Genomic DNA, 13,572 nt, shown 5'->3' with positions numbered 1-13,572 from the left:
TAAGGGAGGAAACCATGCATTCCATGTTCAAGCGCACTGCAGCGGCGCTGGCTGCCAGTGTCGCACTTGCTGCGCCTGTTGCTGCCGAATTGACCGGCGAGTTGAGAATTTTCCTTGATACATCGAACCCGGCGCCGCGCGCGACGATGGAAGCGATGATCGAGCAGTTCCAGCAACAGCATCCGGACCTTGCCATCGAGACAACCGTCATCGATCGGGAAGCGTACAAAACTCAGATCCGCAACTTCCTGACAGCGGACACGCCGGACGTGGCAACATGGTATGCGGCCAACCGGATGAAGCCCTATGTAGAGGCCGGATTGTTCGAAGACGTGTCCGACCTGTGGGCCGAACCGGCGATTGCCGAGAATCTGGCCTCGACCAAAGGCGCGATGACCATCGACGGCAAACAGTGGGGCGTGCCCTATACCTACTATCAGTGGGGCGTTTACTATCGCAAAGATATCTTTGACGAACTGGGCCTGACCGAGCCGACCACCTGGGAAGAAGAGCTGGCCAACTGCCAGAAAATCGTGGATTCAGGCCGCGCCTGCTATACCATTGGCACCAAGTTCCTGTGGACTGCCGGCGGCTGGTTCGACTACCTGAACATGCGCACCAACGGCTTCGACTTCCACCAGCAACTGGCCAATGGCGAAGTGAGCTGGGAAGACGAGCGGGTCAAGCAGACCTTCGCCAACTGGAAGCAGCTGATCGACATGGGTGCGTTCATCGACAACCACCAGACCTATAGCTGGCAGGAAGCCCTGCCTTTCATGGTCAACGGTGAGGCGGCGGCCTATCTGATGGGCAACTTCGCGGTGGCACCGCTGCGCGAAGCGGGCCTGACCGACGATCAGTTGGATTTCTATCAGTTCGTCGCCATCAATCCTGACGTTGAACTGGCCGAAGATGCGCCCACCGATACGTTCCACATCCCAGCGAATGCCTCGAACAAGGAAGCCGCGCGCGAGTTCCTGCGTTTCGTCGTCTCGCCCGATGTACAGAGCGAAATCAACAATGGCGCGAACCTTGGCCAGTTGCCGGTGAATGCCAAATCGTCTGTTGATGACGACAAATTCCTGCTGCAGGGCTTTGAGATGCTGTCGTCGAACAGCCCCGGCGGCGTCGCTCAGTTCTGGGATCGTGACGCGCCTGCGGAAATGGCCAAAGTGTCCATGGAAGGCTTCCAGGAGTTCATGGTCAAGCCTGACAATGCCGACAAGATTCTGGCCAAGCTGGAACGGGCGCGCGGGCGCATCTACGACAACTGAACCGCACAGGCTGGGCTGACGTCCGGCCTAAGCGCAACACCGTAGGGCGGGCCCGAGCCCGCCTTACCCCCACCACACCAATCCGAGTGTCCCTATGACCGTTGCCGTCGACGTCCCGGAACAGGAAAGCTGGTTCCACAGAAATCAACAGCGCATTGCACCGTGGCTGTTTCTCGCCCCCGGCCTGCTGTTCTTCATGGTCTATGTGATCATACCGGTATTCCAGTCCTTCAACCTGTCGCTCTATGAATGGGACGGGTTGGGCGCGGCAGAATATGTGGGCTTCCGCAATTATGAGGACCTCTATTGGGAATGGGTCGATCGGGATGCGTTCTACATCTCGCTCAAGAACAACCTGATCTGGCTGATCCTGTATCTGGCTGCGATCCCCGCCGGGCTGTTCATCGCGTTGTTCCTGAACCAGACCGTCTGGGGTATCCGGCTTTATAAGTCTTTGTTTTTCTTTCCGTTTGTGATTTCGCAAGTCGTCGTCGGCCTTGTGTTTACCTGGTTTTACGACCCCACTTTCGGGTTGCTGAACGAATTCTTGGGCTTTTTTGGTCTCGGCCCGCTGAACGTGCTGGGCGACGAACGCTTCGTCACCTACGGCATCATCTTCGCAGGGCTCTGGCCGCAGACCGCCTATTGTATGATCCTGTATCTGACCGGCCTGAACGCCGTGGACCCCGAACAGATCGAGGCCGGGCGTCTGGACGGTGCGAAAGGATGGCGGATGCTGTGGCACATCATCCTGCCGCAACTGCGCCCCGCCACGTTCATCGCCTTTGTCGTGACTATCATCGGCGCGTTGCGCAGCTTCGACCTGATCTCGATCATGACCCAAGGCGGCCCGTTCGGCTCGTCCCGCGTGCTGGCCTATTATATGTTCGAGGTCGCGCTCTCCGAATACGGCTTCCGCATGGGATACGGAGCCGCGATCGCGGTGATCCTGTTCCTGATCATGCTGTGCTTCATCGCCTATTTCCTGTGGTCGATGTATCGCGAAGAAAAGGGGCACTGAGATGTTTCCCAAACCCATCGAAAAACAACCCCGCGCGGCGCAGATCACCTATCAGGCCATGTTGCCCATTGCCCTGTTGCTGTGGCTCGGTCCGCTGCTGGCGGTTGCCCTGTTCTCGGTCAAACCGGCGGCGGATTTCACCAATGCCAACTATTGGGGGCTGCCCTCCAGCTTTGAGGGGGCCTTCAACTACGGGCAGGTGTTCTTCAACTCGGACATGCCACGCTATCTGCTGAACTCGTTCATGATCACCGTTCCGACTGTGATCGGAGCCGTGGCCCTCAGCTGCATGACCGGCTTTGCGCTTGGCATCTACAAGTTCAAATCGAACCTCTGGATCTTTTTCATGTTCGTTGCGGGCAACTTCGTGCCCTTCCAGATCCTGATGGTCCCTGTGCGCGACCTGACGTTGGAATTGGGGCTCTACAACACCAAGACCGGCCTCGTCCTGTTCCACATCGCGTTCCAGACAGGCTTCTGCACCCTCTTCATGCGCAACTTCATCCGCGCCCTGCCGTTTGAACTGATCGAAGCCGCCCGGGTCGAGGGCATCAGCGAGGTTCGCATCTTCTGGTACGTGGTCCTGCCCCTGATGAAGCCCGCGATTGCCGCCCTCAGCGTGCTGATCTTCACCTTCATCTGGAACGACTATTTCTGGGCCGTGGTGCTGACCCAAGGCGCCGAAAGCCAACCCGTCACCGCCGGGATCACCAGCTTCAACGCGCAATTCCGCGCCGCCTATCAGTTGATGAGCGCCGGTTCCATCGTCGCGGCCCTGCCGCCAGTGGCCATGTTCTTCCTGATGCAGAAACACTTTATCGCGGGCCTGACCCTCGGTGCCGTAAAATAACGCCAAACCAAAGGTTTGTCCGATGACCAAGATCACCTTTATCGGCGCAGGCTCCACGATCTTCATGCAGAACATCGTGGGCGACGCCTTGCTGACCCCGGCGCTGGCCGACAGTCACTTTGCGCTGATGGATATCGACCCACAGCGCCTGACTGAGAGCGAAACCGTGGCGCGCGCCATGATCCGCTCGGTCGGCACCGGGGCCTCGGTCTCCACCCATACCGACCGTCGCGCGGCGCTTGACGGGGCCGATTTCGTCATCACCGCCTTTCAGATCGGCGGGTATGATCCCTGCACGGTGACCGATTTCGAAATCCCCAAGCAATACGGTCTGCGCCAGACCATCGCCGACACGCTGGGCGTTGGCGGCATCATGCGCGGCCTGCGCACCGTTCCCGTCCTTTGGGATGTGGCGCAGGACATGATGCAGCTTTGCCCCGACGCCACGCTGTTGCAATACGTCAACCCAATGGCGATCAACACGTGGGCGCTGGCTGAACGGTTCCCGATGCTGAAACAAGTCGGCCTTTGCCATTCGGTGCAGAACACGGTGGAAGAACTGGCCCATGACCTCGACCTGCCCAAAGAGGACTTCCGCTACAGAGTCGCGGGCGTCAATCACGTGGCCTTCTTCCTGAGGCTGGAACATCAGGGCCGCGATCTCTACCCCGCGTTGCGTCAGGGTTACGCCAGCGGCGCGCTGCCCAAACCTCCCCTGCTGATGCCCCGCTGCCCCAACAAGGTGCGGTACGAGGTCATGGATCATCTCGGTTACTTCTGCACCGAAAGCTCGGAACATCTGGCCGAATACGTGCCTTGGTTCATCAAGAATGGGCGCGAGGACCTGATTCAGCAGTTCTCGATCCCGCTCGATGAATACCCCACCCGCTGCGTCGAACAGGTCGCGGGCTGGAAGGAGCAAGCCAAAACCCTGACCGATGGTCGCGATATCGACGTGACCCGCAGCCACGAATTTGCCGCTGACCTGATGAACGCCATCACCACCGATACCCCCTACACGGCCTATGGCAACCTGCCCAACACCGGCCAAATCCCGCAACTGCCGCTGGGTGCGGCGGTTGAGACCCCCTGCTTGGTCGATGCAAACGGCGTGCACCCCTCGGTCGTCAACGACATCCCACCGCAACTGGTGGCGCTGATGCGTACGCAGATCAACGTGCAGGAACTGACCGTCCGCGCCCTGACCGAGGAAAACCCCGACCACATCTACCACGCCGCTATGATGGACCCGCACACCGCCGCCGAGCTGGACCTGCGCCAGATCCGCAGCCTCGTGACCGACCTGCTGACCGCCCATGCCGACTGGCTGCCTGACTGGTGCCGCCCGGCGCGTGCTGCCTGATCTTCATCTTTTCACAAATACTCAAATCCAACCCCAGCCACGAAAAGCACCGCCCGACATGACAAAACGCCGCTCACAGCACTGGTACGGAAAACTCGACAAGGACGGGTTCATTCACCGCTCGTGGATGAAGAACCAAGGCTTTCCCGACCATGCCTTTGACGGCCGCCCCATCATCGGAATCTGCAACACATGGTCGGAGCTGACCCCCTGCAATTCAGGCTTGCGCGATCTGGCCGAGGGCGTCAAACGCGGCGTGTGGGAGGCCGGAGGTTTCCCCGTCGAATTCCCCGTCATGTCGCTGGGCGAGACCCAGATGAAGCCCACCGCCATGCTGTTCCGCAATCTGCTGGCGATGGATGTCGAGGAATCTATCCGCGCCTATGGCATCGACGGCGTCGTGCTGTTGGGGGGCTGCGACAAGACCACGCCGGGGCAGTTGATGGGTGCTGCCTCGGTCGATCTGCCATCCATCGTGGTCAGTTCCGGCCCGATGCTGAACGGCAAGTTCAAGGGCAAGGATATCGGCTCGGGCACGGATGTCTGGAAGTTCTCGGAAGAGGTCCGCGCGGGCGAGATGACCCTGCAGGACTTCATGAACGCCGAATCCGGCATGTCCCGCAGCGCGGGGGTCTGCATGACGATGGGCACGGCGTCCACAATGGCCTCGCTGGTCGAGGCGATGGGCATGTCCCTGCCCACCAACGCCGCCCTCCCGGCAGTTGACGCCCGCCGGATGGCGCTGGCGCATCTGACCGGCAAACGCATTGTCGAGATGGTGGACGAAGACCTTAAACCCTCGGACATCCTGACCAAGGAAGCGTTCGAGAACGCCATTCTGGCAAACGCAGCTGTCGGCGGATCGACCAATGCGGTGGTGCATCTTCTGGCGCTGGCGGGTCGCGTCGGGGTGGATCTGACGCTGAAAGATTTTGAAATCGGGTCCGAAATCCCGCTGCTGGTCAACTGCATGCCCTCGGGCACATACCTGATGGAAGACTTCTGCTACGCCGGCGGCGTGCCGGTTGTTCTGAACGAACTCAAACCGTTCCTGCGCCCGGCCAAGTCGGTTCTCAACAAAGACATCTCGGCGCATTACGAAGAAGCCGAGTGCTATAACTCCGACGTCATCCGCCCCTTCGCCGATCCGGTCAAACCCGCCGCGGGCCTGCGCGTTCTACGCGGCAATCTTGCGCCCAACGGTGCCATCGTGAAGCCTTCGGCGGCGACGGATGAACTGCTGGAAACCGAAGGCGAGGCGTATGTTTTTGAAAGCATCGAAGACCTCAAAGCCAATATCGACCGCGATGATCTGCCTGTCACCGCCGACACTATTCTGGTGCTCAAGGGCTGCGGCCCCAAGGGCTATCCTGGGATGCCCGAGGTCGGCAACATGCCGATCCCCGGCAAGCTGGTGAAGAAAGGTGTGCGCGACATGATCCGCATCTCGGACGCGCGCATGTCAGGCACCGCCTTCGGCACCGTCATCCTGCATGTCAGCCCCGAGGCGCAGGCCGGTGGCACGCTGGCGCTGGTGAAAACCGGCGACCGCATCCGCGTTTCAGCCAGCAAGGGCGAGCTGGAACTTCTGGTGGACGAGGCCGAGCTTGCAACCCGCCGCGCCGCGTGGCAACCGGATGCACCGCATTACACCCGCGGCTATGCCAAGCTTTATATCGACCACGTTCTACAAGCCGATCAGGGGGCCGACCTCGACTTCCTCGTCGGCAAAGACACCCGCCTTGTGACCAGAGAGAGCCACTGATGGACAACCCCGCCACCTTCCACGACCTCGACGGAGCGTCTGTCTATATCACCGGCGGCGGCTCGGGCGTTGGTGCCGCACTCACGGATGGGTTCATGGCCCAAGGTGCCAATGTCGCCTTTATCGGCCGCTCGGATGCCAGCGCCTTTGTCGAACAGATGCGCGACAAACACGGGCGTGCGCCGCTTTTCCTGCAGGGCGACATGACCGACACCGAATTGCTGCACACCACCATGGCCAAAGCCGCCGAGGCGCATGGCCCGATCAAGGTGCTGGTCAACAACGCCGCCAATGACAAACGCCACGCGCTGGACGACACCACGCCCGAATTCTGGGACTGGATGATCGAGGTCAACCTCAAGGCCTATTTCTTTGCCTGCCAAGAGGCCGCGCGGCAGATGAAAGACGGTGGATCGATTATCAATTTCAGCTCGATCAGCTATATGATGGGGAACGCTGGCTATCCGATCTATACCACGTCGAATGCCGGGATCACCGGCATGACCCGCTCGTTGGCGCGCGAGTTGGGGCCACAGAACATCCGCGTCAACGCGCTGGCCCCGGGATGGGTTCTGACGCAGAAACAACTGGATATGTGGGCCACGCCCGAGGATCTGGCCGCACATCTGGACCGCCAGTGCCTGAAGGAACATCTGACGCCCGAGGACATGATCGCACCGACGCTGTTTCTGGCGTCCGAGGCCAGCCGCGCGATGACCGGTCAGTGCATGGCGGTCGATGGCGGCGTTGTGGTGACGGGGTGATGCAATGAACGTGGAATGGATCGCCGTCGATTGGGGAACCTCGTGCCTGCGCGTCTGGGCGATGCAGGGCGACACCGTTCTGGACAGCGCGCAGTCCGACAAGGGGATGGGTGGGCTCGCCAAGGGCGACTTTCAGGCCGCGCTGCTGGATCTGGTCGAAGGCTGGCTGGGCCCTGCCCCGATTGATGTGATCGCCTGCGGCATGGTCGGCGCGCGGCAGGGCTGGGTCGAGGCCCCCTATACCGCCGTGCCCACCGCGCCAGTGCCCGGGGCTCCGATCCGCGTGCCGGACACCGACTCGCGCATACGCGCCTTTGTGGTGCCGGGCCTGAAACAGCCCGATCCGGCGGACGTGATGCGTGGCGAGGAAACGCAGATCGCGGGCTATCTGGCCACGCGTCCCCATTGGGATGGCGTGATCTGCCTGCCCGGGACACATACGAAATGGGCTCAGATCAGCGCCGGAGAGGTCATCAGCTTTCGCACCTTCATGACCGGTGAGATGTTCGACCTGCTGCGTGGCCAATCGGTGCTGCGGCACTCCATCGGCACCGGTTGGGACGATGATGCCTTTGCCGAGGCCGTAAGCGACGCGATGTCCAAACCGGAACAGCTTGCCGCGCGATTGTTCGGTCTGCGGGCGGCGGATTTGCTTCACGGGCAGGAGGGCGACACCGCCCGCGCCCGCCTGTCGGGCCTGCTGATCGGGGCCGAACTGGCAGCAGCCCGGCCCTATTGGCTGGGGCAGCAACTGGCCGTCATCGGGGCCGATGGGCTGTCTGCCGTCTATGCGCAGGCCCTGCAGCAACAAGGCGCGCCGTCCGAGACCATCACCGCAACGCAGGCCACTCTGGCAGGCCTGTCGCAAGCCCGAACCCTGACGAGGCAAACCGCATGAGCCGTCCCATCATCGCCATCCTGCGCGGCCTGCGCCCGACCGAGGCCGCCGCGATGGGCCACGCCCTGATCGACGCAGGCATCGACCGGATCGAGGTGCCGCTGAATTCGCCCGATCCGCTGGACAGCATCGGCATTCTGGCGCGCGAATGCGGCGACCGGGCGCTGATCGGTGCGGGCACCGTTCTGACCCCCGATCAGGTTCAGGCCGTGGCCGATGTGGGCGGCAAGCTGATCGTGTCACCCAACGCCGATACCGACGTGATCCGCCGCACAGCCGCGCTGGGGCTGCAAAGCTGGCCCGGCATCTTCACCCCGACCGAAGCCTTTGCCGCGCTGGCCGCCGGGGCCACCGGCCTGAAACTGTTCCCTGGCTCGATGGCTGGTCCCGCGGGCCTGTCGGCCCTGCGCGCGGTACTGCCAGCGGGCACACAGGTCTTTGCCGTCGGCGGCGCGGGGCCCGAGAATTTCGGCGAATGGCGCGCAGCCAGCGCAGATGGGTTCGGCATCGGCTCGGCGCTTTATAAACCGGGCCTGACGGTGGACGAGGTCGCCGACCGCGCGCGCCGCATCGTCTCTGCCTATGACGAGGCCGCCGCATGACTCAGGTCTTTGACGACCGCCCCTGTGAACTGGGCGAGGGGCCGCTGTGGCATCCCGAACGCAAACAACTGTTCTGGTTTGACATCATCGCCAAACGCCTGATGACCCGCGAGGGCGATGCCGCCCGGGTCTGGCAATTCGACGAGCATGTCTCGGCTGCCGGATGGGTGGATCGGGACACCTTGCTGATCGCCTCGGAAACCGGGCTGTGGCGGTTTGGGCTGACGAATGGCGACCAAACGCTGGTTGCCCCGCTTGAGGCCGACAACCCCGTGACTCGTTCGAATGACGGGCGGGCCGACCCGTGGGGCGGGTTCTGGATCGGGACGATGGGCAAGCAGGCCGAACCGGGCGCGGGCGCGATCTATCGCCTCTGGCGCGGAGAACTGCGGCAGTTGGTGCCGGATGTGACCATCTCGAACGCGATCTGTTTCGCGCCGGACCGGTCCTGCGCCTACTATGCCGACACGGTGACGCAACAGGTGATGCGCCAACAGCTGAACCCGGAAACCGGCTGGCCCGAGGGCCAAGCCTCCGTGCATCTGGACCTGCGCGCCGAGGGGCTGAACCCCGACGGAGCGGTTGTCGACGCGGCGGGTAACCTTTGGGTGGCGCAATGGGGCGCGGCGCGGGTCGCGGCTTATGACCCAACAGGGCAGTTCCTGCGGGCGGTTTCGTTCGAGGCCGCCCATACCTCGTGCCCCGGCTTTGGCGGGGATGATCTGACCACGCTTTTCTGCACCACCGCCCGTCAGGGGCTGGACGCCGAGGCGCTGTCGCAGCAGCCCAGCAACGGCATGACCTTCTCGGCACCCGGTGCGGGGCAAGGTCAGGCAGAACATCGGGTGATATTATGAAACCGGAACTTGGCGTTTGCTATTACCCCGAACACTGGCCCGAAGAGATATGGGCACAGGATGCCGCCCGCATGGTCGAAACCGGCCTGACATGGGTGCGCATCGGCGAGTTCGGCTGGAGCCGGATGGAGCCCACCCCCGGAGACCTGCAGTTCGGCTGGCTGGATCGCGCCATTGAGACGCTGGGCGCGGCGGGGCTGAAAGTGGTGCTGGGCACGCCGACCGCCACGCCTCCGCGTTGGATGCTGGACCGGCACCCCGATATGCTGGCGGTGGATGCGCAGGGGGCCGCGCGCAAGTTCGGCTCGCGCCGGCATTATTGCTTTAGCCACGCCGGTTATATCGAGGAATGCGCCCGCATCGCGCGGCTGATGGGCGAACGCTATGGCCGCAACCCCCATGTCGCTGCGTGGCAGATCGACAACGAATATGCTTGCCACGAGACCACCGTCAGCTATAGCCGCCCGGCGCTGCTGGCGTTTCGGGCGTGGTTGGCGGTGCAGTATGGCACGGTCGAAGACCTGAATGCGGCGTGGGGCAATGTGTTCTGGTCGATGGAGTATAACAGCTTTGACCAGATCGAGTTGCCCAACCAGACCGTGACCGAGGCCAACCCGGCGCATGTGCTGGCCTTCCGCCGGTTCAGCTCGGATCAGGTGGTGGCGTTCAACAAGGCGCAGGTGGACGTGCTGCGCCCACTGACCGACGCGTCGCTGCTGCACAACTATATGGGCCGGGTGCTGGAATTTGACCATTTCGCCGTGGGCGACGATCTGGATATCGCCACATGGGACAGCTATCCCATCGGCTTCCTGTCCGACCGGCTCGAGGCGGACGAGACGCACAAGACCGCCTTTCTGCAGCAAGGCGACCCCGACATGCAGGCCTTTCACCACGATCTGTACCGAGCAGTCGGACGTGGCCGCTGGTGGGTGATGGAGCAGCAGCCCGGCCCGGTGAACTGGGCCCCCTACAACCCCGCCCCCCTGCCCGGCATGGTGCGCCTGTGGTCGCTTGAAGCCGTGGCGCATGGGGCCGAGGTGGTCAGCTATTTCCGCTGGCGGCAGGCCCCGTTCGCGCAGGAACAGATGCATGCGGGGCTGCTGACGCCGAACAACCGCGCAGCGCCGGGCCTTTCCGAAGCGCGACAAACCGCGGATGATCTGGCGGGCTTGGGGTCGGTAAACCCGAAGAATGCCGATGTTGCGATCCTGTTCGACTATGCGTCTGACTGGGCCTGGGCGACGCAGCCGCAAGGGGCCGGGTTTGACTATTTCCGGCTGGTTTTCTCAGCCTACCGCGCATTGCGGCGCGCTGGTTTGTCAGTGGATTTCGTCCCCCCGACGGACATCCCGGCAGGTGGGTACAAACTGATCCTCGCGCCCGGGCTGGCAACGCTGGAAGACGATCTGGCGCAGCGGTTGATTGATGGGTGTGACCTCGCGATCCTCGGCCCCAGAACAGGTGCGATCACGCATGGTTTCCAAATCCCGCAACAGGGCCGCCCCGGTCTGAGTGACTTGGACTGCGACGTCGATCTGGTCGAATCCCTGCCGCCAAACGTGCTGCGCCCAGTCGAGGGCGGCGGTGCTGCACAGCATTGGATTGACCGGGTGTCGGGCGACGCGCCGGACTTATTGTCTTTCACTGATGGGACGACTGCACTCAAAGGCGTAGAGGGCGTCTGGTATCTGGCAGGTTTCCCGGACGAAGCCCTGTGGAACCGTGTTGTTGCGATGGCAGCGCAGGAAACCGGGTTGGATCTGCACCATATGCCAGAGGGGCTTCGGCGCAGGGAAACAGCAGATCATGAATTCCTGATCAACTACAATGCCGATCCGGTCACGTGGAATGGTCACACAATCCAGGGCTGCGACGTGGCTATCCTGAAACCCAACGCGCCCGGACAGGCCTGAGGTCAATCCGGGCGCCTTCTGCGTCGCAATCAGTCGCTTTGCAGAGAGTTGGGATCAAAGGCCCCGCCGAAACCGCCATTGTTTGAAGGCGGGTCTTCGGTTTCCTGGGTTTCTTCCTCATCATCGCCGCTCAGCGCGTTCGGAGAGAACACGTTGCCGAAGCCAGAGTTGTTGCCCTCGGCCTCCGGCTGCGCGTCCTCTTGTGTTGCGCCAGGTTGCAGTTCATCAGGCTCGAACACACCCTCAAAACGTTGCTTGCGCTCTTCCTCGCGCTGTCTGCGCTGCTCTTCGCGCTGCTGACGCAACTCCTGAATACGCTGTTCGGCCTCAAGCTGCTTTTGTTCGCGGACGTCGGCGATACATTGACCCGGATCATAGGCCGTTGCCGTGCCAACCACGGTGATCGTGGCCACAGCGAAAACAACAACCAGAACCGCCGCCATGTTTCCGGCGAAGAAACTGGGCAGTTTGATCTTTCCCGCCAGTTCCTCGACCGTAGCCTCCTTGCGGGCAGCCGCGACCAGTTCCTGACGTTTCAGCTTGGCTTCGTTCAGCAGGGCAAAGAACACGGTCAGCGCCACGATGATAAAGGCCAAAGCCGAAATCGACGGCGTGATGCCATAGCGCACCTTCTGCGCCAGTTCGATGGTCAGCGTCGGGTATTCACCAAAGGTGAAGGTGGTGGTGTTGTAATTCTCGAACGAGGCGAGAAAGGCCAGCACCGCCGCAGACGCAATCGCCGGGCGCATGAACGGCAGTAGGATCTTGCGGAACGCTTGCGCGTGGGATGCGCCAAGGTCCAGCGCGGCCTCGGTCAACGCGATGTCATACCGCTGCAATCGCGCCACCAGAACCAGCATGCAATAGCTGGCGATAAAGGTGGATTGGCCGATCACCGTAAGGAAAATCCCGTTCGACAGAACGCTGTCCGCGCCCAGCCCCAGCATTCGATTGATCCGGTCCCAGAACACCAACGTCGAGATACCAAGCACAACGCCGGGGATCAGGATCGGAGCGATGATGATGGTGTAATAGGTCGCCCGCAGCTTGGGCCAGATCTGCGTCAGCATCAGTGCCCCCGCCAGACCCATTGCAACCGACAGAACGACCGTTCCGGCCCCAATGATCAGCGAGTTCTTGATGCCGTTCAGAATACGCTGATCCTGAAACAGCTCTCCAAACCACTGGAAGGTCAGGCATTCCCACGGCGTCATTCGCGGGAATGAGGATGAGTTGAATGCCGTGACCGACATGATCACCAGCGGGCCCAGCAGGTACAGGAAGAAAATGGCCAGATAGACCCAGATGCTTACACGAAGGAACGACAGGTTCATTTCCCGATATCCCCCATGTTCACCTTGAACAGGCGCATCACCGCCAGCACGAACAGGATGCAGGTCACAAGCAGCACGATGGCGTAGGCGGCCCCCTGCGGCCAGTCATTGTTGTCGTTGAACTGCTGATAGATCAGTTGCGTGAACCACAGGCTGGACGGCCCGCCCAGAATCTGCGGTGCGGCCAGCGCACCCGCGCTTAGCATGAAGACCATTGTGCAGCCCGAGCTGATCCCAGGCTTGGCGTAGGGAATGACCACCCGCCAGTGAATTCGCCACCAGGGCGCGCCCAAATCACGTGCGGCCTCGATCTGGTTTCCGTCCAGGCTTTCGATCACGTTATACATCGGGAAGATCATCAGCAGGATGTAGGCATAGCCCAGCCCGGCATAGAGCGCGATGTCGTTGCGGATAAAGTCAAACGGCGTGTCCCAGATGCCCAGACCCATGAACAGCGTGTTTAGCACCCCGGTCTCGCCAAAGATGATCCGCAGCGCAAAGGCGCGGAGGATTTCGTTGATCCAGTAGGGGATGATCAGCATGATCGCGAAGATGCGGATATGGCTGCCCTTGGACTGGCCCAGATAATAGGCGATGGGGTAGCAGATAATCAGATTGAAGATCGTCACGCAGATCGCAGCCAGCAGGGTGCGGAAAAAGACCCTCAGATCGACCGTATTATAGTCCTGACTGCCGCCTTCGGGGCCGTAGATCAGGTATTTGTAGTTCTCCAGCGTGTAGACGTCTTTCGGCCCGCCAATTTCAGGCGGCGGGAGGTTGGGACGGAAGGAAAAGTCTAGCATCGACAGCTGCGGCAGAATGATCAGGCCAATGGTCCAGAACAGGACCAGACCAAGGATCGCAATCCCCATGCCGGTGCCGTTTCGGTTGAAGAAATCTTTCAGGAACTGGGGCATGCAACCGACCC

The 13,572-nt window shown here is 61.7% G+C and carries 12 protein-coding genes; 10 read left to right on the top strand and 2 right to left on the bottom strand.

Annotated elements, in window-relative coordinates; genetic code table 11:
* Positions 1-14 precede the first annotated feature (14 nt).
* The 10 genes from ACR0JN_RS12040 (at position 15) to ACR0JN_RS11995 (ending at position 11,310) form a co-directional block, all read left to right on the top strand.
* Positions 15-1,274, top strand: a complete 1,260-nt coding sequence (locus tag ACR0JN_RS12040; protein WP_480816173.1) for an ABC transporter substrate-binding protein — start codon at positions 15-17, stop codon at positions 1,272-1,274.
* Between the two features lie 94 nt (positions 1,275-1,368).
* Positions 1,369-2,295: a carbohydrate ABC transporter permease gene (locus ACR0JN_RS12035; protein ID WP_480816172.1), complete on the top strand. Its 927-nt coding sequence runs from the start codon at positions 1,369-1,371 to the stop codon at positions 2,293-2,295.
* A gap of 1 nt (position 2,296) precedes the next feature.
* A complete protein-coding gene (locus tag ACR0JN_RS12030) occupies positions 2,297-3,145 on the top strand; it encodes a carbohydrate ABC transporter permease (RefSeq protein WP_480733432.1) in 849 nt (282 codons plus the stop codon).
* Positions 3,146-3,167: 22 nt separating this feature from the next.
* A complete protein-coding gene (gene melA, locus ACR0JN_RS12025; RefSeq protein WP_480885862.1) occupies positions 3,168-4,508 on the top strand; it encodes an alpha-galactosidase in 1,341 nt (446 codons plus the stop codon).
* A 58-nt stretch (positions 4,509-4,566) separates the two neighbouring features.
* Positions 4,567-6,273 (top strand): IlvD/Edd family dehydratase, encoded by a 1,707-nt coding sequence (locus ACR0JN_RS12020; RefSeq protein WP_480885861.1) that lies wholly within the window; start codon positions 4,567-4,569, stop codon positions 6,271-6,273.
* Positions 6,273-7,037: an SDR family NAD(P)-dependent oxidoreductase gene (locus ACR0JN_RS12015; RefSeq protein ID WP_480885859.1), complete on the top strand. Its 765-nt coding sequence runs from the start codon at positions 6,273-6,275 to the stop codon at positions 7,035-7,037. The genes ACR0JN_RS12020 and ACR0JN_RS12015 overlap by 1 nt, the downstream gene beginning before the upstream one ends.
* Positions 7,038-7,041: 4 nt before the next feature.
* Positions 7,042-7,935, top strand: a complete 894-nt coding sequence (locus ACR0JN_RS12010; protein WP_480885858.1) for a 2-dehydro-3-deoxygalactonokinase — start codon at positions 7,042-7,044, stop codon at positions 7,933-7,935.
* A complete protein-coding gene (locus ACR0JN_RS12005; protein ID WP_480885856.1) occupies positions 7,932-8,537 on the top strand; it encodes a 2-dehydro-3-deoxy-6-phosphogalactonate aldolase in 606 nt (201 codons plus the stop codon). The genes ACR0JN_RS12010 and ACR0JN_RS12005 overlap by 4 nt, the downstream gene beginning before the upstream one ends.
* Positions 8,534-9,394, top strand: coding sequence for an SMP-30/gluconolactonase/LRE family protein (locus ACR0JN_RS12000; protein ID WP_480885854.1), 861 nt, complete (start codon positions 8,534-8,536; stop codon positions 9,392-9,394). Before ACR0JN_RS12005 ends, ACR0JN_RS12000 begins: the two co-directional genes overlap by 4 nt.
* Positions 9,391-11,310 (top strand): beta-galactosidase, encoded by a 1,920-nt coding sequence (locus tag ACR0JN_RS11995; RefSeq protein WP_480885852.1) that lies wholly within the window; start codon positions 9,391-9,393, stop codon positions 11,308-11,310. The genes ACR0JN_RS12000 and ACR0JN_RS11995 overlap by 4 nt, the downstream gene beginning before the upstream one ends.
* Before the next feature lie 29 nt (positions 11,311-11,339).
* On the opposite strand, the gene ACR0JN_RS11990 is transcribed toward ACR0JN_RS11995, so the two are convergent.
* Positions 11,340-12,644 carry an ABC transporter permease gene (locus tag ACR0JN_RS11990; RefSeq protein WP_480885851.1) on the bottom strand — a complete coding sequence of 435 codons (1,305 nt, stop codon included), beginning with the start codon at positions 12,642-12,644 and terminating at the stop codon, positions 11,340-11,342.
* Positions 12,641-13,561 carry an ABC transporter permease gene (locus tag ACR0JN_RS11985; protein WP_480816163.1) on the bottom strand — a complete coding sequence of 307 codons (921 nt, stop codon included), beginning with the start codon at positions 13,559-13,561 and terminating at the stop codon, positions 12,641-12,643. Before ACR0JN_RS11985 ends, ACR0JN_RS11990 begins: the two co-directional genes overlap by 4 nt.
* Positions 13,562-13,572: the final 11 nt, after the last annotated feature.

This window comes from Ruegeria sp. G12 (assembly GCF_056533565.1).
This window is presented reverse-complemented; position numbering and strand designations above follow the sequence as displayed.